The sequence below is a fragment of the Methylobacterium terricola genome (assembly GCF_006151805.1).
Lineage (GTDB): Bacteria > Pseudomonadota > Alphaproteobacteria > Rhizobiales > Beijerinckiaceae > Methylobacterium > Methylobacterium terricola.
In genome coordinates this window covers 195,027-215,637 of the sequence record NZ_VDDA01000004.1, presented here as the reverse complement: position 1 = coordinate 215,637, position 20,611 = coordinate 195,027, and the positions used below count along the sequence as shown (strand labels likewise).

Here is a 20,611-nt window from a genome sequence, read left to right as displayed (position 1 = left end):
GGTGGGGGCACGGGCCTGTGGACTGGGCGGAACGAAGCGTGGCGGTAGAGGTTACCTTCGCGACTTTTCGCGGCGACCGGAGTGCTTCCGCCATGTTGAAATGGGCGATCATCTTCTTCGTGATCTCACTGGTGGCCGGCGCGCTGGGCTTCACCAACGTCGCCTCCGGGGCTCGCGGCATCGCGCGGCTGCTGTTCGGGCTGTTCCTGGTGATCGCCGTGGTGATCGTGATCGCGGCGGTGCTGCTCGGGCAGGCGGTGTTCTAGGCGCGTCCGCTCCCCCGGTGCGCGGCGCCGGGGGAGCGGGTAGCCTCTGCGCGGCAGGCTGTCTGCCGCATGACACCCGCCGAAGCAGTCCCGGATCCGTTGCGCCTCATCGGTCCGGGCCGGGCTCCCCGGCAATACAACAGCCGACCCGTTCATCCGCGAGAAGGGCGTGCGGCGCTGCCCAACGGGCAAGACGCTCGCGGCGTCCCGAGCCCGACGGTCCTGCCCCGCCACGATCCCGGTGCGGGCCCCGGGCGCCCCTATCACCGTGGCGTGTTCCCGGTCGAGGCGCTGATCATGCCTCGTCAAACGTGCTTAACGATTATTCGCTATGTCCATTCCGTGCGCTGGGCCGCAGACCAGGCAAGGAATGACAGATGCGTGTCTCAATCAAGTCCGCACTCAGTGGTTTGCTTTTGCTGCTGGCAATCGTCATCGGGCTTCAGGGAGGCCTTACGCTTCTCGAGCTCGACACCATTCGCCGGAACGCCCAGGAGAGCGCGACCGATCTTATCCCGTCCGTCAGAGTCATCAGCGAGCTGGCCTCTGCCGTCGACAAGTCCCGGGTGCGTCAATACCGTCTCGCCGCCGCGACGCAGGGCGCGCAGCAGCTGATCGAGCATCGCAGGATGTATCTGTTGGTGCTCGAGCAGGTTGCCGCCATTCGCGCCCGCTACGAGCCCCTGATCTCGTCGCCCGAGGAACGCGCGCTCTACGAACAATTCTCGCGCGCCTGGGCGCAGTACGAGGCGATCGGCCGCCGAGCCGTGACGCTGGTGGAGGCCGATCGGCCTCGGGAGGCACTGGCCGAGATCGTCGCGCCGGAGATGCTCAAGCTGTCCTTGGCCATGGGCGAGGCCATCGGCCGGGCGATCACGCTGAACGGGGAGAATGCGCAACGCAAGGCGGATGCGACGCTCGACCATGCCGCGACCGCGACTCTCGCCACCTGGGCCGCCTTGACCGCGGCGCTCGCCGTGGCGACGGGCGCGATCCTGTTCGGCCTGCTCCGGATCTCCCGTCCGATCACCCGCATGACGGCCGCGATGGCCACCCTCGCCATCGGAGACGTGACGGTGACGGTTCCGGGAGCCGGCCGCCGCGACGAGATCGGCGCGATGGCCGACGCCGTGCAAGTCTTCAAGGACAACCTGATCCGCACCCGCCGGCTTGAGGACGAGACGATGTTGGCTCGTGCGTCCGCCGAGGAGCAGCGCAGGACCGGCATGCGCCAGCTGGCGGATGCCTTCGAGCAGGCGGTCGGCGGGATCGTCGGGGTCGTGTCCGACTCGGCCGCCGAGTTGCAGGCGACCGCCGGCACGCTGAGCGCCGCCGCCGGCGAGACCGCCGGCCGGTCGACGGCGGTCGCCGCCGCGGCCGAACAGGCCTCCGGCAATGTCGGCACGGTCGCCGCCGCCGCGGAGGAGCTCGGCACCTCCGTGCAGGAGATCGGGCGTCAGGTCTCCGGCTCCGCGGAGCTCGCCCGGCACGCGGCGGCCGAGGCCGACGCGACGGCCGCCCTCGTGCAGGAGCTGAACGGTGCCGTGTCGAAGGTCGGCGAGGTGGTCGGCCTGATCTCAAGCATCGCCGGACAGACCAACCTCCTCGCCCTCAACGCGACGATCGAGGCGGCGCGGGCCGGCGAGTCGGGACGCGGCTTCGCGGTCGTCGCGGCCGAGGTGAAGGCGCTCGCCACCCAGACCGCCCGGGCGACGGACGAGATCTCGGCGCAGATCGGCCGGATCCGCGGTGCGACGGATCAGGCGGTCGCCGCCATCGGGGCGATCAACGGGCGAATCGGTGAGATCAGCGGCGTCGCCACCTCCATCGCGTCCGCCGTCGAGGAGCAGGTCGCGGCGACCCGGGAGATCGCCCGCAACGTGTCGCAGGCGTCGAGCGGCACGAGCGACGTGACCCGCACGATCGTCGGCGTCGCGCGCGCCTCGGGCGAGACCGGGGCCGCGGCGAGCCAGGTGCTGTCCTCCGCCTCCGCGCTGTCCCGCCAGTCGGAGCACCTCGCGGCGGAGGTTTCGCGGTTCCTCGCGACGGTGCGGGCGGCCTGAGCGGGGCGCAGTGCGCGAGGGCTACTCCCCCCACCGCAACGCCGCCGCCGCCGCCAGCGTCCCGACCACCCCGGCGGCGAGGCTGAGCGCGGCCAGGATCGCCAGCGGCGTCGTGAACGGCACCGTTCCCGCCAGCGCCGCATCCGCCGCCGAGACGCCGAAGATCAGGGTCGGCACCATCAGGGGCAGCACCACCACGGCGAGGATCAGGCCGCCGCGGCGGATCGAGGCGGTGAGCGCCGCGCCGACGGCGCCGATGAAGGTGAGCGCCGGGGTGCCGACGAGGAGCGTCAGGCTGGTCGCCGCCATGCCGGTGGGGCTGAGCGCGACCAGGAGCCCGAACAGCGGCGTCGCCAGCGCCAGGGGCAGGCCGGTGGTGAGCCAGTGCGCCGTGACCTTGGCGAGCACCAGAAGCTCCAGCGGGGCGGGGGCGCCGGTGAGGAGGTCGAGCGAGCCGTCCTCCTCGTCGGCCTGGAACAGCCGGTCGAGGCCGATCAGGGTCGCCAGAACGGCGGCGATCCACAGGATTCCGGGGCCGATCCGGGCGAGCAGGTTGAGGTCGGGCCCGAGGCCGAACGGCACCAGGGCGACGATCATCAGGAAGAACACCAGGGACAGGGCGCCCGAGCCGCCGAGGCGGCCGGCGAGCCGCAGGTCGCGGGCGACCACCGCCAGGAAGGCGCGCCCCATCAGACCGCCTCCGCGAAGGGATCGGCGCTCGCGGACCGGGCGGTGCGGAAGGCCTCGACGGACAGGTCCCGGGCCTTCTCCAGACCGAGCGCCTGGTGGGTGGCGGCGACGACGAGACCGCCCTGGCGCAGATGCTCCCGCATCAGCTCCGCCAGGGCGGCTTGCGAGGCGACGTCGAGGGCGGCGGTCGGCTCGTCGAGGAGCCAGAGCGGCCGGCGGCAGACGAGAAGCCGGGCGAGCGCCACCCGCCGGCGCTGGCCGGCCGAGAGATAGGCGACCGGCAGGCCCGCCGCATGGGCGAGGCCGAGGCGAGCCAGCGCAGCGCGGGGGTCGAGGTCGGCGTCTCCCAGAAGGTCGCGGGCGAAGGCGAGGTTCTCCTCGGCCGTCAACGCCCCTTTGAGCCCGTCGCGATGGCCGACGACGTGGAGGCATTCGGGGATGGTACGCTCGCCGACCCCCTCGGCCGCGAGCCGCCCGGTCTCCGGCCGCAGCCGCCCGGCGAGGATGGCGAGAAGCGACGACTTGCCGGCGCCGTTGCGGCCGGTGACGGTGAGCGCCTCGCCGGCCTCCAGGGTGAAGGACAGCCCGGAAAAGACGCGGCGGCCGGAGCGCCGGCAGGCGAGATCCTCGGCGATCAGGCGCAAGGGCAGGGATCCTAGGGCAGGGGGTCTATGCAGGGTGCGAGGGCGACGCCCGCGTTTACGCTATGGCCGGCCCGGCGAGAATGACCCAATCCGCGGCCACCAGACCCGTAGCGGCCAGTTTCGAAGTGTTCTATACGCATCCCCGGCTGCGCCGCGCGACCTTCAGAGGCGTCCAAACCGTCCTTCGCGCATCCCAGTCCGGGCACCCCCGGGGCGGCGCGCGCACCGTCCGATTCCCGCCGGAAGGCGAGGGCGGGCGGCATACGGGTCTTCCCTGCGTCAACCAGGGCCGGACCCGCAGCGCATCCGGCCGAACACTTGGTAGTGGCGCAGGATATGCCTGCGCCGTGTTCGACAACCCCTCGCGAGGACCACGCCGTGGCATCCATCGACAGCTTCAAGGCCCGCCAGACCGTCCAGGCCGGGGCGAAGACCTACACCATCTATTCGATCCCCGAGGCCGAGAAGAACGGCCTGCCGGATGCGAGCCGCCTGCCGTTCTCGATGAAGGTGCTGCTCGAGAACCTGCTGCGCTACGAGGACGACCGCTCGGTCCGCAAGGCCGACATCGAGGCCGTGGTCGGCTGGCTCGAGAACCGCGGCAAGACCGAGGTCGAGATCGCCTTCCGTCCCGCCCGCGTGCTGATGCAGGACTTCACCGGCGTGCCGGCGGTGGTCGATCTCGCGGCGATGCGCGACGCCATGGTGGCGCTCGGCGGCGACCCGCAGAAGATCAACCCGCTGGTCCCGGTCGACCTCGTCATCGACCACTCGGTCATCGTCGACGAGTTCGGCACCCCGAAGGCGCTGGCCGACAACGTGGCGCTTGAGTACGAGCGCAACGGCGAGCGCTACACCTTCCTGAAGTGGGGCCAGTCGGCCTTCGACAACTTCTCGGTCGTGCCCCCGGGCACCGGCATCTGCCACCAGGTCAATCTCGAGTACCTGTCGCAGACCGTCTGGACGAAGCCGTTCGAGGGCCACGAGGTGGCCTACCCGGATTCGCTCGTCGGCACCGACTCGCACACCACGATGGTCAACGGCCTCGCCGTGCTCGGCTGGGGCGTCGGCGGCATCGAGGCCGAGGCCGCGATGCTCGGCCAGCCGCTGTCGATGCTGATCCCCGAGGTCGTCGGCTTCAAGCTGTCGGGCAAGCTGCCCGAGGGCACCACCGCCACCGATCTCGTGCTCACCGTCACCCAGATGCTGCGCAAGAAGGGCGTGGTCGGCAAGTTCGTGGAGTTCTACGGCCCCGGCCTCGACGACATGTCGGTCGCCGACCGCGCCACGATTTCCAACATGGCGCCGGAATACGGCGCGACCTGCGGCTTCTTCCCGGTCGACCAGAAGACCATCGACTTCCTGAAGGTCACCGGCCGGGCCGACGACCGCATCGCCCTCGTCGAGGCCTATGCCAAGGCGCAGGGCATGTGGCGCGACGCCGAGACCCCGGACCCGGTCTTCACCGACACGCTCGCCCTCGACATGAGCGACGTGAAGCCCTCGCTCGCCGGCCCGAAGCGGCCGCAGGACCGGGTGCTGCTCGACGGCGCGAAGCCCGGCTTCGCCCAGTCGATGGAGACCGAGTTCAAGAAGGCGGCCGACATCGCCAAGCGCTATCCGGTCGAGGGCGCGAACTTCGACATCGGCCACGGCGACGTGGTGATCGCCGCGATCACGTCCTGCACCAACACCTCGAACCCGAGCGTGATGATCGGGGCGGGCCTGCTCGCCCGCAACGCCGTCGCCAAGGGCCTGCGCTCGAAGCCGTGGGTGAAGACCTCGCTCGCCCCCGGCTCCCAGGTGGTCGCCGAGTATCTCGACAAGGCCGGCCTGCAACCGAGCCTCGACGCGCTCGGCTTCAACCTCGTCGGCTTCGGCTGCACCACCTGCATCGGCAATTCGGGCCCGCTGCCGGCGGCGATCTCGAAGTCGATCAACGACAACGACGTCGTGGCCGCCGCGGTGCTCTCGGGCAACCGCAACTTCGAGGGCCGGGTGAACCCCGACGTGCGGGCGAACTACCTCGCCTCGCCGCCGCTCGTCGTCGCCTATGCGCTCGCCGGTTCGATGCAGATCGACATCACCACCGAGCCCCTCGGCACCGGCTCGGACGGCAAGCCGGTCTACCTCAAGGACATCTGGCCCTCGACCGCCGAGGTCCAGGAGTTCATCGAGGCCAACATCACCTCGGCCCTGTTCAAGTCGCGCTACGCCGACGTGTTCGGCGGCGACCAGAACTGGAAGGACGTCGAGGTCACCGAGGCCGAGACCTTCGCGTGGAACGGCGGCTCGACCTACGTCCAGAACCCGCCCTACTTCGTCGGGATGGAGAAGACCCCGAAGCCGGTGGAGGACGTGGTCAATGCCCGCATCCTCGGCCTGTTCCTCGACTCGATCACCACCGACCACATCTCGCCGGCCGGCAACATCCGGGCGGCGTCCCCGGCGGGTCACTACCTGCAGGAGCACCAGGTCCGCGTGCAGGACTTCAACCAGTACGGCACCCGCCGCGGCAACCACGAAGTCATGATGCGGGGCACCTTCGCCAACATCCGCATCAAGAACCAGATGGTGCGCGACGAGGCCGGCAACGTGGTCGAGGGCGGCTACACCCTGTACCAGCCGTCGGGCGAGCGGATGTTCATCTACGACGCCGCAATGCGCTACGAGCAGGAGGGCACCCCGCTGGTGGTGTTCGCCGGCAAGGAGTACGGCACCGGCTCCTCGCGCGACTGGGCGGCGAAGGGCACCAAGCTGCTCGGCGTCCGCGCCGTGATCGCCGAGAGCTTCGAGCGCATCCACCGCTCGAACCTCGTCGGCATGGGCGTGGTGCCGCTGGTGTTCCAGGGCGAGACCTCCTGGGCCTCGCTCGGCCTGAAGGGCGACGAGACGGTCACCATCGAGGGCCTGGCCGGCGAGCTGAAGCCGCGCCAGACGCTCACCGCCAAGATCACCTCGGCCGACGGCTCGGTGAAGGAGGTCCCGCTGACCTGCCGCATCGATACGCTCGACGAGCTCGAGTACTTCCGCAACGGCGGCATCCTGCCCTACGTGCTGCGCCAGCTCGCGGCGTGAGCCACCGCACGGCCCCACGCCCCGGTTCATCCGGAGTGTGAGGTTTCGGATTGCCGGAAGTCCTGACAGGCTTCCGGAACCGCCATGACGACGGGGGCCTTTCCGACTGGAAAGGCCCCCTTCCTGTTCTCGGGAGTGCCGCGATGAGCCCGGACGACAAGATCAATGGCCTGACCACGCTCTCGGCGCGCCACGGCGAGATGATCGCCCGGCTCTCCGAGGCGCAGTCCGACGTCGCCGCCAAGCAGGTGGCTTTGCAGATGGCGGTACGCTTCGTCGCCGGCATCCTGCGCGGGGTCGATTCCGACCATTACCGCCATCAGCTCGGCGGCTTCCTCGCCATGCTGGAGGACGCGCTGACCCGCGAGGACCCTGATTCCGACCTCGCCCGGCGTGTCCTCGACACGGTCAAGGCAACCCTGGAGCCGGAGGAGGCCGAGGAGGACTAGGATCACGATGGCCCGGCTGTTCTGGCTCTCGCATGAAGCCTGGGCGCGGATCGCGCCGCACCTGCCGCACGGCCGACCCGGCGGCCGCTGGCAGGACACGCCGTCCGCCTACGGCCCACACACGATGGTCGACACCCACCTGACAGGTGGTCTCAGCGCGGGATCTGGCAGCGCCTGTAGGCCAAGATCGCAGCCGCTGGCCCCATGCCGGACGCGCTGATGCGCGGCGCGTTCCACGTGACAGCCCACCGCTCGGCCGACGGTGGAAAAGAGGGCCTGGAGCCAGGCGATCGGCCGTTCGCGCGGCGGCGTCGCGAGTAAATTGTCTTGCTTGGCCGATGGTCGTGGCCGACCGGTTGCGTTCGCCCTGGCGCCCGGCAACGTGGCCGACATCACCATGGCGCCGCCTCTGCTGCGGGCCGTGGCGTCGTCCAAACGCCTGATTGCCGACAGGGCCTACGAACGCCCAGAGCCTGCGGGATTGGCGCGCGAGCCACCGGGTGATCGCCGCCATCCCGTCCCCGGTTATCCGGACCGGGCCCGACACGCACGGCCGGAGCGCCTATCCGCAGCGCAATCGGATCGAGCGCTTGGTCGGCCATCTCGAGGACGGGCGGCGCGTCGCGACCCGCGACGAGCGCTTGGCCTGTGATTCCCTCACCGCCGTCGCACTCGCCTCCTGCGTCATCGCACGGACCTGCCTGAGTCCCTGCCTAAGCTCCTCGTATTCCATTCCTTCTGCGCCGGTCCGACATCCGCTCCGTCGGAGGATGGGTCTGGGACCATCCTCGATCACGTGTGCGCGAGGCGAATGTCCGGCACGGCCAGGGTGAACCATAACCGGAGCGGGACCGTCCCGATCCCCGAATTCGTTCGTTCCCCCCGAGCCTTTCTGCTCCCCGGAGTTCTCATGACCATCCTCAGGACGATCGCGGCCGCCGGCCTGACAGTCGCGGCTGGCGCCGCCCTCGGCGCAGCCCAGGCCGCGCCGCAGGTCGAGCGCCTGCGCGGCACGATCGAGCGCGTCGAAGCGGAGACGGTGACCATCCGGACCCGCGCCGGCGCGACCGAGACGGTGCGCCTCGTCCCCGGGACGCGGGTCGCGCAGCTGGCACCGGCGAGCCTCGACCAGGTCAAGGACGGCAGCTTCATCGGCACCGCCGCCAAGGCCGGGGCGAAGCCCGGCGATCCGCCGGTGGCCCTCGAAGTGCTGATCTTCCCCGAATCTCTGCGCGGCGCCGGCGAGGGGCATTACCCGTGGGACCGCCTGCCGGACGGCGCCGCGAGCGGCCCGGTCGAGACCAGCATGACGAACGGCACCGTCAAGGCCCCCGAGGTCGAGACGAGCATGACCAACGGCACGGTCAAGGCGCCCGAGGTGGAGACCACGATGACCAACGGCACCGTGGCGGGCGGTCCGGCCACCGCCGGTGGCCGGACCCTCACGGTCTCCTACAAGGGCCAGACCCTCGCGGTCGCGGTGCCGCCGGGCACGCCGGTGGTGATGCTCGAGCCGGCCGACCGGGCGGTGCTCAAGCCCGGCGCCAAGATCTTCGCCTCGGCGGTGCGGGAGGGCGACCGGCTCGAGGCGCGCAGCATCTCGGTCGGCAAGGACGGCCTGACGCCGCCGATGTGACGCGGGCGAGGGCGGGCGCCGGATCGCCGCCGCGGGGCTTCAGCCCAGGTCGCATCCGCCCGTCCCATGTCGCATCCGCTGCATGACGCAGGAGTATGGATGGTGGCAGCCTCGCGCGTCATCGCGCGGGGTTGCCTGTGTTTCAAGGGGATTGCCTGCAAATCAGGCGCAACTGCTTCCCGGGAGCCGCGTTACTCCTATCGAGCCGGAACTCCGGCGCCTTTCCTCCTTGCGCGGTCGCCGGGTTGCGCTTCGAATCTGGATTTTCCCTTGCTGGAGCCGGGACGCCCTCCCGTCGATGCGCCATGAAGCTGATCCCGAGCCATCACGCCGCAAGCTTCGGCCAGACGCATTCCACCGCTTCGTCGCTCGCCGATGCCTTGCTGCTCGCCAAGCTCGGACACGACCTGCGGGCGATGTACACCAGCGTCACCGACGAGCCGGTGCCACAGGAACTCGACACCCTGGTCAAGCGGCTGCACGCGGTGCTGGGGGATGAACCCGAGGGGCAGGGCTGAAAACCTGATCGCCGTCTCGTCCGGACTCGGCCTCTGCTCTCGGCACCGCGCACATTGACTGTACCGCGGAAGCGACAAGCCCTGTGAACGGGTCGGCCCCGCGCGATCACGCCTTGAGTGCGGACGCGAAACAGTGTGGGGTGCGCGTCCCGAGCCGCTAGCCCCCCTGCCTCATGCCTTCGCTGACCCGCATCTGCCTCGCCCTTCCGCTCGCCCTCGCCCTCGCGGCGCTCGGTGGTGCGCCCGGCGCGGGGGCCGCCACGCCGCCCGCCCAGCCGAAGGAGGGCCCGGGCGGACAAGCCTATTCGGCCGCCGCCGTGGTGAAACGGGCTTTGGGCCGGGCCGGCGCGGTGACCCTGGCCTATTACGGCAACGGTGCCGCCCCGGCGCAGGGGCGGCCGGTGGCGGTGATGCTGCACGCCTGGGGCGCGGTGAACCCGCAGGCCTACGGCGCATGGATCGAGCATCTCGCCCGCTCCGGCTACCTCGTGCTGTTCCCGCGCTTCCAGGAGGTGGGGCGCACCCGGCCGGTCGATGCGAGCGGCATCACCGCGGCCCTCGTCAAGGATGCGCTCGCCGAACTCGCCACCGACCAGGACGCGAAGCCCGATACGGGCCGGGTGGCGCTGATCGGCCACCTCGCCGGCGTGCCGCTGGCGGCCAACCTCGCGGCGCATGCCAAGGAGACCGGGCTGCCGGTGCCGCGGCTGATCTTCGGCGCGATGCCGGGCGGCATCGCCCGCGACGACAAGGCTCGCGGCATCGCGCTCCATGACCTCAACAGCATCGATCCCGCCACGCTGATCGTCACGGTGATCGGCGACCGCGACGCCCGCGCCGCCGACATTGCCTCCCGGCGCGTGATGCGCGACGCGAGCGCGGTGCCGACCGATCACAAGCTGATGGTCCGGGCACTCTCGGACGACCACGGCTTCCCGGCTTTGTCGGCCACCCTGGCCTCGCCGGCCGGCGGCAACCCGGCCTACGACGTCGCGCAGGTCAAGCTGCCGGCCCCCGACCCGAAGCAGAAGCCGGCGCCCTTCAAGTGGTCGGCCGACATGACGCTGACCGGCGAGCAGACCGTCCTGGTCGGGCAGATCAACGGCGCCGGCACCGACAGCCTCGATTACCTCGCCTACTGGAAGACCTTCGACCTCGCGGCGGCTGCCGCGTTCTCGGGCCAGAGCGCGACGAGCCTGAAGAGCAACCCGCGCTTCATCGACATGGAGCGCTGGAGCGACGGCTGGCCGGTGCGGCGCCTCGCCGTCGAGACCCCGCGCCCGCCGGCCCCGGCGAAGCCCGCGGCAGCTGCAGCCCCCGCGGCCGCGAGCGTGGCTCCCGCGGCACCGGCGAAGCCCGCCGCGAAGCCCGGGAGCCCGGCGCGGGGGCAGTGACGGTGGACGGATGAGATGGCGGTGTGCGTCGGCCTCCCGTCACGCTCCCATTGCCGCACTCGACAGATGGACCTTCCTCATGGTCATGCGGACGCCGCGCGGCGGAGCCCGGAATCCATGACGGGGAGGCTCGCATGACCCGCCATCGCGCCGAAAGAGCGCACGGTGACGATCAATCACAGCGGAGGAACCCCATGAAGCTGTTCTACGCCAAGACCTCGCCCTTCGTCCGCAAGGTGCTGGTCGTCGCCCACGAGCTCGGGCAGTTCGACCGCATCGAGCTGCTGCCGGCCGCCGCCCACCCGATCAACCGCGACGCGACCATCCGGGCACGGAATCCCCTCGCCCAGGTGCCGACCCTGATCCTCGACGACGGCACCGCCTTGGCCGACAGCCGGGTGATCTGCGAATATCTCGACCATCTGGGGCAGGGCGGGTTCTTCCCGGCCCCCGGCCCGGCGCGCTGGGCGGCTCTCGCCGCGCAATCGACCGGCGACGGGCTGCTCGATGCGGCCCTGCTCTGCGTCTACGAGACCCGGGTACGCCAGGAGGGTGAGCGTTCGGCGGGGTGGGTCTCCGGCCAGCGCGAGAAGATCGTCGACGCACTGGCGGAGATCGAGGCGGCCGCGCCCGGGCTCGGTGAGCGGGTCGACATCGCCGCCATCACGTATGGCTGCGCCCTCGGCTATCTCGACCTGCGGCTGCCCGACCTCGGCTGGCGCGAGCGGGCGCCGGCGGCGGCGGCGTGGTACGCGCGCTTCGGCGAGCGTCCGTCGATGCAGGCGACGCGGCCGGAGTGAACCGCCCGCTCGGCTGAAGGGATAGCTTGGCGGCACGGCGGAGATCGGGCTGAGTGACGGGGTTGGCGCGGCTCTTGCTGCGCCGGGCTTCTCCTCGACCGTGGGGTTTGCTCCCATGAACGACTTCGTCGCGCTCCTCTCCGCCGCCCTGACCTTCTGCCTCGGCTACTGGGCGGCCGGGCTGGCGGTCCGCCTCGCCGTCCGCCTCGATCTCGGCCATACCCATCTGGGGGAGGGCAGCATCGCCCAGATCGCCCTCGCCCTGGCGGTCGCGGTCGCCGCCTGGCGCACGATGCGCGGCGCGACGGCCCGGGCCTGACCGGCCGACGCCCGTATTTCGGCGCGAGCCCGTCTTCCTTGGTCCGAAGGGGTATGAGCCCCGCCCGTTTCGCCGATGAGTCGCGCGACCGCCTCCATCCATGCGGGCGAGGATGGGCGGCCCTGCTCTGCCGCCCGTTGCGCGACCCCGGCGTTTCTCGCGACTCTCCCCCCGGTCAGGGAGGCCGGGGCCATGTCGACACGCCTGCTGCAGAAGGTCGCGATCGTGTTCGGGGCGGGCTCCGCCGGGACCGGGTGGGGCAACGGCAAGGCCGTCGCCGTCGCCTTCGCCCGGGAGGGCGCCCGGGTGATCTGCGTCGATCGTGAGCTCGCCGCCGCCGAGGAGACGGCGCAGATCGTCGCCGAGGAGGGCAATGAGGCCTTGGCCCTCCGCGCCGACGTCACCGATTACGACGCGGTGGCGGGGGCGGTGGCCGCCGGCGAGGCCCGGTTCGGCCGCATCGACATCCTGCACAACAATGTCGGGCTGTCGGAGGCCGGCGGCCCGGAGGATCTCGACGAGGAGAGCTGGCGGCGGGCGATCGAGGCCAATGTCGGCGGGGTCTGGCGCACCTGCAAGGCGGTGCTGCCGGGAATGCGGGCGCGGCGGTCCGGCGCGGTGGTCAACATCTCGTCGGTGGCGTCCCTGCGCTGGGCCGGGGCGCCGGCCTTCGCCTACGCCGCGGCCAAGGCGGCGGTGAACCAGGCCACCGTCTCGGTGGCGATGCAATATGCCCGCGACGGCATCCGCGCCAACGCCATCCTGCCGGGCCTGCTCGACACCACGCTGGCCGACGAGTGCCGCGGCGCCGGCACGCTCGCTTCGGGCCGCGACCGCCGGGTGCCGCTCGGGCGCCTCGGCGAAGCCTGGGACATCGCCCATGCGGCGGTCTTCCTCGCCTCCGACGAGGCCCGCTTCATCACCGGCGTGTGCCTGCCGGTGGATGGCGGCCAGAGCTGCAGTATGGCGGCCCTGGCCTGAACGGTGCGGGCGGGCCCTGACCCTCGGAAACAATGTGGCCGAAGCGTTACAGCCCCGGACCGAAGCGCGTGCCGCCGCCAAGCTCGGCTTTCCGACCCGGGCGGCGGGAGTTAGGCTTCAGGTCATAACGGCGTGGCGGGATTCGAACGGGTCCGCCTCGCGCCGCCGGGAGCCGGATTCCGGGTTCCCCCCAACGGGGGTGCCGCGGAGCCGGCTTCGCGCGATCCGGGAAAGCGACCGAATGCGGACGACACTCAAGGCTGCCTTGAACGCGCGGGCCGCCCGCCGCGTCGCGGCCGTGGCCGGTTTGGCGGTGCTGGCGGGCTGCGCCACGCCGGTCCTGACCCAGACCGGGCTGCTGGCGCGCTACGACCACCTGACACCGAGCGAGGCGACCGCCACCAAGTCGCGGATCTTCATCGACAAGGGGGCCATGGCGCAGGTGCGGACCGTGCGCATCGTCCCGACCACCTTCACGGCGGCGGTGTCGGGCCCCGGCGTGACCGAGCAGGAGCGCCGGGTCGTCGCCAACGCGGCGGACCGGGCTTTGTGCTACGAATTGTCCTTGCGTTACGATGTGGTCTCGTCCGGCCCGGCCGACCTGACCGTACGGGCGAACATCACCCGGGCCGGCCTCACCAACGTGCCGGCCTCGGGCGTCGCGGTCGGCGCCTCGGCGGCGATCACCATCGCCGCGCAGGTCGGTGTCGGCTTCGCCGACACCATCGGCAAGGTGCCGGTGCCACGCCTGCCGATCGGGCTCGGCGACCTGACGGTCGAGGCCGAGGCCCTGGATGCCCGCCGCCAGCAGCGCGCCGCGATGGTGTGGGCCGGCGGCGCCAACTCCTTCACCAACCAGGCCCGGTTCTCACCGATCGCCGACATCTACGACCTCGCCGGCGATTTCGGGCAGGATTTCGGATCGTACCTCGCCACCGGCGAGGACCCGTTCGAGTCCGAGCTCACCCTCCCGACCTATGACCGCGTCCGCGTCACGGTGCTCGGCGAGATGCCCCGCGACCCCGATTGCCAGGCCTTCGGCCGCGCCCCCGGCATCGACGGCATCATCGGCGATTCGTTCGGCGCCCCGCCGGACTGGACCGACAAGGGACCGACCGCCGGGCGCTGAGGCGACGGGCGGGTCAACCGAGGGCCGGCCTGGCGGTCATCAGCCAGAGGATCGCCAGCATCGCCGCGAAGGCGGGCCAGCCGCAGAGGAACCAGATCCGGAACAGCCGGTCATAGGCCGGCGGCAGCGGTGCGCCGGTCGCGGCGGCCGCCCGCGCCAGGTCGCGCATTCGGAGCTGGATCGCGACCACCGGCAGCCAGAACAGGCCGACGGCGACGTAGAGCCCGATCGAAGCCAGGAGCCAGCCCTCGCCGAGCGGCCAGCCGACGAGATGGGCGAGGGCCAGCCCGGTCAGCGGCTGCAGGACCGCCGCGGTCGCGGTGAACAGGGCATCGGCCATCACCACCGTGCCGGCGACGTGAGCGACCAGGGCCGGCATGCGGGTGCGGTGCGCCACCAGCATGAAGAAGGCGATGCCGGCACCGGTGCCGAACAGCACCGTCGCACCGATCACGTGCAGCCAGCGCAGCAGATCGATCCACGGCATCGGCGTCAGCGCTCGGCGGCCAGGGCGAGGGCGGCGAGCGCCAAGAGGGCGGCGGGCAGCGTCTTCACGAAGGGCCCGAGGGGGTCGGCCCAGAGATCGGGGGCGAGCCACGTCCCGGCCGCCAGATAGGCGAGGGTGCCGCCGATCATCGCGAGCGCTGCGAACGGCATCAGGCGCCGCACCAGCATGGCCGCCCCGAGCGTGAGATCGAGCCCGATGCCGGCCGCGACCGCCAGATGGGCCGCATCCGGCCCGACGCCGCGTCCGGTCAACACCGACGCGGCCGCGTCGAACCGGGCGAGGCCGACGAGGCCGGAGACGAGCCAGAACAGCGCCAATCCGCCGATCACCGCCGGCTTCAGCAGCCAGAGCCGGCCGAACCAGCGCTCCTGCACCGTGGAGGGCAGGCGGCGCAGGCTGGCCCGCAACCCGGACAGTGCCGGCCCGCCGGCCCGCCGCCACGGCCCGGGATCGCCGGTGACGCCCGCGGTCACCTGGGCGAGCGCCGTGCTGCGCAGGGGCGAGCGCCAGCCGAGCCGGCCGAGACCGTCGCTGACCGCCACCACCGGCCGCACCAGGAGCCGCGGCACCGTCACGACCCGGGCCGGCGGATGGCCGAGCCAGGCCCGGAACGCCGCGACCACCTCGCTCAGAGGATGCGTCTCGTCCTCGACGAGATCGTAGGCCGCCCGTGTGGGCACCCGTCCCTCGACGGCGAGACGCACGGCCTCGGCGACGTCGTCGACATGCACGGTCTGGATCGGCCCGGCGCCGCCGACCACAGGCAGGACGAGCGGTGCGGAGGCGAGGGCCCGCAACAGGGCGGTGCCGCCATAGGCGGTGGGGGCGAGGACGAGGCCCGGGCGCAGGATGGTCCAGTCGAGGTCGAGCCGGCTCAAGGCGGCATCGGCCGCGGCCTTGCTGCGCATGAAGGCGGTTCGGGCCTCCGGAGATGCGCCGACGGCGGAGATCTGGACGATCCTGCGGAGACCGGTCGCCGCGCAGGCCCGGAACAGGGCCCGCATGGCGACGTCCTGGACGGCGCGCACGTCGTCGCGCGGGCCGTCCTGCAGCACGCCGGCGCAGTTCACCACCGCGTCGCACCCGGTGATGACCGGATGCCACGCGGCAGGTTCGCTCAAGGTGGCGATGTCGTGCGCGATCCAGGTCGCTTCGGGCCAGAGCCGCTGGGCCGCGTCGGTGTCGCGGCCGAGGGCGAGCACGTCGTGACCGGCATCGAGCAGCTGCGCGAGCACGGCGGCGCCGATCAGGCCGTAGCCGCCGAGTACCAGGATCCTCATGGGACCAGGATCGTCATGGGGCCAGGATCGTCATGGGAGACGGCCTTCGGGTGGACGGCACCGGCGCCGGTTCGCGCCGTGCCGTCCTTCCATGGCCGGTCAGTGGTGACGAAACCCCGAACGTCGCCGGATCGCGGTCGCGATCGGCGTCCACGCGCCTGTCGCCGCGGCCGTCCCGACCGTCATCCCGGGTTCCGCCACGCGGCTCCGGGATGACGGTCGGCCCGATCCTAGAAGTACGACTTCAGCGCGCCGCGCCGGCGCACGTCGAGCGTGGCGCAGTGGAACGAGCCGCCGAACGGGCCGTAGGACAGGAACGGGGTCGGGATCGGGTCGAAGCCCCAGTCCTTGAGCGCCTTGATCAGCGTCGGCTGGCTCGCATCGACCACGATCTTCTTCTCGTCGATGGCGAGCACGTTGATCGAGGTCCAGGGCGAGCACATCGAGATCTTGCTCATGAAGCCCTCGACGGGGTCGGGACGGGGCGCGATCAGCACGTCCCACTTCTTGAGCACCGCCGGCAGCTTCTCGATGTCGATGTAGTCGGGGTTGACCAGCACCTTGCCGGGGGCGAGCGGCATGAACGACGAATCGATGTGCATCGGCTGCGGGCAGCGGCTCTCGATCTCGTGGATGCGGAAGCCCGGCCCGAGGTGGCGGCGCAGCCACTCGATGCCCATCAGGTTGGTGACGTTCGAGCGGGTGACGAACAGGTCGCGGCCGCAGCGCACGAAGTCGGCCGCGTCGAAGACCGGCTCGAACTCGTTGACCGTGAACTGCATCGGCTCGCCGGCCTTCAGGTTCGGCACCCGGTAGTCGTAGTTGTACAGGTCGTCGGTGAGCTGCGGCCGCGGCGCCGAGGTCCAGCGCGCGCCGGCCCGGAAATACTCCTTGAACAGCGAGCGGTAGGCATCGCCCTCGAAGTAGCGCGAGCGCCAGCACATCGGGCTCTCGATGATCTCGTCGCCGATCACCAGGTACGGGTCGCGCGGGCAGGCGACGCAGAAGCCGCGCGAGGACCAGCGCGGCGCCTTGAACTTCTTCGAGAAGTCGACGGAATCGGGACGGCGGATCTTCACGCCCTCGCCGGCCAGGATCTTGATGAAGCCGTCCAGCTCCTGCTGGGCGAGCTTCTTCATGAAGCCGGGATACTTCCAGCCGGAGGCGAGCCGGTAGAACGGCTGGGCCGCCCGCGGCAGGTTGAAGATCACCGTCAGGTGGTGGGTCGGAATCGTCGCCCCGTCGAGCGAGCCGACGATCACCTCCTCGAGGGGATCCCACTCGTTCCAGGCCATGACCGGCGATTGCGGCGCCGTGACCCGGCCCGGGGCCTCGCCCCGGAAGGGCGCCAGGTCATGCGCGGTGGCATCGTCGAGCGCGCCGCGCTCGGCCTCGAAGGTCGTCTCCCGATCCATGCCTCGTCCATCCCCTGACGGCCGTCGCGAGCGGCCTTCTCTCGCGCGTTTCCGGGCCCCGCCGGTCACGTCCGGTGGGCAAGGAAGCTGCGCCATAACATAAGCTTGCGGCGATGCTTGGGCGGGCTCGCCGGGCCGGTGGAACATGCCGGTTTCGCCGGCACTGTGTCCGGGCGGTGATAGACAGCGCCCACCAAAGCTGCAACGTGCCGAGACGCAACGGCGCTGCTTTGTTTCGCCCCCGTTGCCGGAATGGCGCGCCTGACGGGGCCGCGGCCGCTGCGACAGAAAGAGGGTCATGAAGCGATTGACGACACTGGGCTTGATCGCCGGCCTGTGCACCGTGATCGGCCTGTTCGTCTCCTCGGGGCCGGACGCCGTCGCGGCCGCCCTGTGGGCGTCCGGCTGGGGCGCCGTGCTGGTCGTGGTCGCGCGCTTCGTGGCCGTGGCCTGGGCGGGCCTCGGATGGTGGGTGGTGTTTCCCCGCGGCGAGAGGCCGCTGCTGCGCGATTGCGTCAGCGTGCGCTTCGTGCGCGAGGGCGTCAACACGCTGCTCCCGGTGGCGCAGGTCGGCGGCGACCTGATCGGCGCGCGCCTGCTCACGCTGCACAAGGTGTCGGGCGCGCTGTCGGGCGCGACGACCCTCGTCGACCTGATGGTCCAGGCGCTGACGCAGTTCCTCTTCACGGTGGCCGGTCTCGGCATCCTGGTGGCGCTCGGCGGCGACGGGCCGATCGTCCATTATGTCGGCCTCGGCCTCGTCGTCGCGGCGCCGGCCCTGGTGGCGTTCTACCTCGTGCAGCGCCGCTTCGGGCAGAGCCTGCTCCAGGCGGCGATCAACCGATTCGCCGGCGGGCGCGAGTGGCGGATCTTCGGGGCCGTCGACGTGCTGTTCGAGCGCCTGCGCGGCCTCTACGCCGCCCGTAGCCGCATTCTCACCGCCATCGGCACGCATCTGTTCGGCTGGATCATCGGCACCCTCGAGGTCTGGATCGCGCTCCGCTTCATGGGCTACGAGGTCGGCTTCCTCGAGGCGATCGTGATCGAGAGCCTGGCCCAGGCCGTGCGCGGCGCCGCCTTCGCGGTGCCGGGCGCGCTCGGCGCCCAGGAGGGTGGCCTGATCGCGCTCTGCGCGGTGTTCGGCATCCCGGCCGAGGCAGCGCTCGCCCTGTCGTTGATCAAGCGGCTGGCCGACCTCGCGGTCGGGCTGCCGAGCCTGATGCTCTGGCACGCGATGGAAGACGGCCATGCCGAGCCGGGCCGCCGCCCGGCGACCGGTCTCGGCGCGGCCCTGCGGGCCTTCATCATCCGCCCGCGCCGGGCCGACAGGCCCGCCTTCGGCTACGCCGCGGCGCCCGCCGACGGCAAAGGAGAATGACCTGGTGCAGACCCGACGCGACATCCTGCGCAGCCTGACGATCGCCGCCCTCGGGCTGGCCGCGCTGCCGGCGCTGGCTCAGGCTCCCGCAACTCCCGCAGCCGGGGAGGGCGACCCGGCGGTCGCGACCGTGCGGCGCATGACCGATGCCCTCGAGGCGGCGCTGAAGGCCGGCACCGTGCGCGAGCGGTCCGAGATCCTGTCCGGCCCGATGCAGCAGACCTTCGACCTGCCGGCGATGCTGCGCCTCGGCGTCGGCACCCGCTGGAAGGACATCCCGGCCGAGAAGCAGCAGGCGCTGATCGCGGCCTTCGGCCCCTACCTGGCGGCGACATACGCCACGCGGCTGAGCGCGGCGGCGGGCAGCACCTTCGCCATCGACCCGAAGAGCGAGGCCCGCGGGCCCGGCCGCATCGTGCACGTCACGGTGACCGACGGCAGCGGCGACACCTCCCCGGTCGACTACGTGCTCAACGCCGAGAACCGCATCACCGACGTCTTCCTCCAGGGCACGGTCAGCGAGGCCGGCACCCTGCGGACCGGCTTCTCGGAGCCGCTGCAGGAGGGCGGAGCCGACGGCCTTCTCGCCCACCTGAAGAAATCGACCGAGACGATGCTGGCGGCGCCGGCCCCCAAGGCCAAGCCCTAGCGTTCGCGCTCCGAAGGCCCGCAGGGCCGATGCCCGGCTCCGGCGGCCATCCGATCCTCCGATGGATGCCACCGGCCGCCGGATTGCTGCGACACCATAAGACAACCCGCCGCGCCCCCGCGCCGCCAACTCCACCCAGGGATCGCCCCTCGCCATGGAATGGACCTGGATCTCCGCCCTGCTGATCGTCCTGGCGCTCGCCGGATGCGTCTACGGCCTCACCACCGCCTGGCTCGCCGGACGCCTCGCGCGGCGGGCGGTGCCGCGGCTCCCCGCCGACGCCGCCCGCCCGTCCGTGACCCTGCTGAAGCCGCTCTGCGGCGACGAGCCGAACCTCCACCCCAATCTCACGACCTTCTGCACCCAGGCCTATGCCGGTGCCGTGCAGGTGATCTTCGGGGTCCAGACCGCCACCGATCCGGCGATCGCCGTGGTGCACCGGCTCCAGGCCGAGCACCCCGGCCTGCGCATCGACCTCGTCGTCGATGCCCGCCAGCACGGCGCGAACCGCAAGGTCTCGAACCTGATCAACATGGCCGGCCTGATCGCCCACGAGGTCGTGGTGCTGGCCGACAGCGACATGGTGGTGGCGCCCGATTACCTGGAGCGCCTCGTCGCCGAGCTGGCCCGTCCGGGCGTCGCCGGCGTCACCTGCCTGTATCACGGCGTGCCGGCCAATCGCGGCGTGTGGGCGCATCTCTCGACGCTCGCCATCGACACCCAGTTCCTGCCCAACGTCCTGATGGGCACGTCGCTCGGCCTCGCCGATCCCTGCTTCGGCTCGACCATCGCGTTCCGCACCGAGAGGCTCAGGCAGATCGGCGGCTTCGAGGCGATCCGCGACGACCTCGCCGACGACTACACCCTCGGGGCGGCGCTGCGGGCGCAGGGCGGGATCGTGGCGATCCCGAACTTCACCATCGGGCATACCTGCGTCGACACCTCGCTCGGCGGCCTGTGGCGCCACGAGACCCGGTGGAACCGCACCATCCGCAACGTCGATCCCGTCGGCTATGCCGGCACGCTGGTCACCCATGCCTTCCCGCTGGCGCTCATCGCGGCGCTGCTGCCGGATGCGGGAGTCTACACCCTCGCCACCGCGGCGCTCGCGCTCGCCTGCCGGATCGTGCTGTGCGTGCGGATCGAGCGGGCCTTCGGCCTCGAGCCTCATCCGTACTGGCTGTTGCCGATCCGCGACCTCCTGTCCTTCGCGGGCTTTGCCTGGTGCTTCGTCTCCGGTGCCGTGACTTGGAAAGGTCATGATTATCGGGTCGTTGCGGACGGTACGCTGATCCCGGAATCCGGCCTCGCCGGCGAATCCGGCGCTCCCTCGACCTAAGATCACTCCCTCGGGCCGCCCGGCGGCCTCACCGGCCGCGGATGCGGCCTCCTCTCCTCAAGAGACGATCCTCCC

General features: G+C 71.4%; 19 protein-coding genes and 1 pseudogene. 15 read left to right on the top strand and 5 right to left on the bottom strand.

The window, feature by feature from the left end; genetic code table 11:
* The first annotated feature begins 92 nt into the window (after positions 1 to 92).
* On the top strand, positions 93 to 266 hold the full coding sequence (locus FF100_RS11400) for a DUF1328 domain-containing protein (RefSeq protein ID WP_048450062.1): 174 nt from the start codon (positions 93 to 95) through the stop codon (positions 264 to 266).
* A gap of 377 nt (positions 267 to 643) precedes the next feature.
* Positions 644 to 2,329 (top strand): methyl-accepting chemotaxis protein, encoded by a 1,686-nt coding sequence (locus tag FF100_RS11395; RefSeq protein ID WP_139035844.1) that lies wholly within the window; start codon positions 644 to 646, stop codon positions 2,327 to 2,329.
* Positions 2,330 to 2,350: 21 nt separating this feature from the next.
* On the opposite strand, the gene ccmB is transcribed toward FF100_RS11395, so the two are convergent.
* The gene (gene ccmB, locus FF100_RS11390) at positions 2,351 to 3,019 is read right to left on the bottom strand and encodes a heme exporter protein CcmB (RefSeq protein WP_139035843.1); all 669 of its coding nucleotides are present in this window, start codon (positions 3,017 to 3,019) and stop codon (positions 2,351 to 2,353) included.
* Entirely contained in the window at positions 3,019 to 3,663 is a 645-nt protein-coding gene (gene ccmA / locus FF100_RS11385) for a heme ABC exporter ATP-binding protein CcmA (protein WP_139035842.1), read from the bottom strand. The genes ccmB and ccmA overlap by 1 nt, the downstream gene beginning before the upstream one ends.
* A gap of 378 nt (positions 3,664 to 4,041) precedes the next feature.
* On the opposite strand from ccmA, the gene acnA reads away from it, so the two are divergent.
* The 10 genes and pseudogenes from acnA to FF100_RS11335 all read left to right on the top strand — a co-directional run bounded on the left by acnA (position 4,042) and on the right by FF100_RS11335 (position 13,967).
* Positions 4,042 to 6,741 carry an aconitate hydratase AcnA gene (gene acnA, locus FF100_RS11380; protein ID WP_139035841.1) on the top strand — a complete coding sequence of 900 codons (2,700 nt, stop codon included), beginning with the start codon at positions 4,042 to 4,044 and terminating at the stop codon, positions 6,739 to 6,741.
* 143 nt (positions 6,742 to 6,884) lie between these two features.
* Complete coding sequence (locus tag FF100_RS11375) at positions 6,885 to 7,190, top strand: hypothetical protein (protein WP_139035840.1); 306 nt, start codon at positions 6,885 to 6,887, stop codon at positions 7,188 to 7,190.
* A 7-nt stretch (positions 7,191 to 7,197) separates the two neighbouring features.
* Positions 7,198 to 7,888 (top strand): annotated as a pseudogene (locus tag FF100_RS11370) (IS5 family transposase); the annotation flags it as partial.
* 212 nt (positions 7,889 to 8,100) lie between these two features.
* Positions 8,101 to 8,826 carry a metal ABC transporter permease gene (locus tag FF100_RS11365; protein ID WP_139035839.1) on the top strand — a complete coding sequence of 242 codons (726 nt, stop codon included), beginning with the start codon at positions 8,101 to 8,103 and terminating at the stop codon, positions 8,824 to 8,826.
* A gap of 305 nt (positions 8,827 to 9,131) precedes the next feature.
* The gene (locus tag FF100_RS11360) at positions 9,132 to 9,344 is read left to right on the top strand and encodes a NepR family anti-sigma factor (protein WP_139035838.1); all 213 of its coding nucleotides are present in this window, start codon (positions 9,132 to 9,134) and stop codon (positions 9,342 to 9,344) included.
* A gap of 173 nt (positions 9,345 to 9,517) precedes the next feature.
* Positions 9,518 to 10,738 carry an alpha/beta hydrolase family protein gene (locus tag FF100_RS11355; protein ID WP_139035837.1) on the top strand — a complete coding sequence of 407 codons (1,221 nt, stop codon included), beginning with the start codon at positions 9,518 to 9,520 and terminating at the stop codon, positions 10,736 to 10,738.
* Between the two features lie 194 nt (positions 10,739 to 10,932).
* Entirely contained in the window at positions 10,933 to 11,538 is a 606-nt protein-coding gene (locus tag FF100_RS11350; protein WP_139035836.1) for a glutathione S-transferase, read from the top strand.
* Between the two features lie 115 nt (positions 11,539 to 11,653).
* Entirely contained in the window at positions 11,654 to 11,857 is a 204-nt protein-coding gene (locus FF100_RS11345) for a hypothetical protein (RefSeq protein WP_139035835.1), read from the top strand.
* A 192-nt stretch (positions 11,858 to 12,049) separates the two neighbouring features.
* Entirely contained in the window at positions 12,050 to 12,838 is a 789-nt protein-coding gene (locus tag FF100_RS11340; protein WP_139035834.1) for an SDR family NAD(P)-dependent oxidoreductase, read from the top strand.
* Between the two features lie 241 nt (positions 12,839 to 13,079).
* Entirely contained in the window at positions 13,080 to 13,967 is an 888-nt protein-coding gene (locus FF100_RS11335; RefSeq protein ID WP_139035833.1) for a DUF3313 domain-containing protein, read from the top strand.
* A gap of 13 nt (positions 13,968 to 13,980) precedes the next feature.
* Here FF100_RS11335 and FF100_RS11330 read toward each other — a convergent pair whose 3' ends face one another.
* The 3 genes from FF100_RS11330 to FF100_RS11320 all read right to left on the bottom strand — a co-directional run bounded on the left by FF100_RS11330 (position 13,981) and on the right by FF100_RS11320 (position 17,170).
* Positions 13,981 to 14,454 (bottom strand): DUF2269 family protein, encoded by a 474-nt coding sequence (locus tag FF100_RS11330; protein WP_139035832.1) that lies wholly within the window; start codon positions 14,452 to 14,454, stop codon positions 13,981 to 13,983.
* 5 nt (positions 14,455 to 14,459) lie between these two features.
* Positions 14,460 to 15,755: an SDR family oxidoreductase gene (locus FF100_RS11325; RefSeq protein ID WP_139035831.1), complete on the bottom strand. Its 1,296-nt coding sequence runs from the start codon at positions 15,753 to 15,755 to the stop codon at positions 14,460 to 14,462.
* 230 nt (positions 15,756 to 15,985) lie between these two features.
* Positions 15,986 to 17,170, bottom strand: coding sequence for an amidinotransferase (locus FF100_RS11320; protein WP_139035830.1), 1,185 nt, complete (start codon positions 17,168 to 17,170; stop codon positions 15,986 to 15,988).
* A 298-nt stretch (positions 17,171 to 17,468) separates the two neighbouring features.
* Between FF100_RS11320 and FF100_RS11315 the strand changes: the two genes are divergently transcribed.
* From FF100_RS11315 to hpnI, 3 genes are all read left to right on the top strand, one after another.
* Positions 17,469 to 18,548, top strand: coding sequence for a lysylphosphatidylglycerol synthase domain-containing protein (locus FF100_RS11315; protein WP_139035829.1), 1,080 nt, complete (start codon positions 17,469 to 17,471; stop codon positions 18,546 to 18,548).
* A 4-nt stretch (positions 18,549 to 18,552) separates the two neighbouring features.
* The gene (locus FF100_RS11310) at positions 18,553 to 19,197 is read left to right on the top strand and encodes an MlaC/ttg2D family ABC transporter substrate-binding protein (protein WP_139035828.1); all 645 of its coding nucleotides are present in this window, start codon (positions 18,553 to 18,555) and stop codon (positions 19,195 to 19,197) included.
* 154 nt (positions 19,198 to 19,351) lie between these two features.
* The gene (gene hpnI / locus FF100_RS11305; protein WP_139035827.1) at positions 19,352 to 20,536 is read left to right on the top strand and encodes a bacteriohopanetetrol glucosamine biosynthesis glycosyltransferase HpnI; all 1,185 of its coding nucleotides are present in this window, start codon (positions 19,352 to 19,354) and stop codon (positions 20,534 to 20,536) included.
* The last annotated feature ends 75 nt before the right edge of the window (positions 20,537 to 20,611 follow it).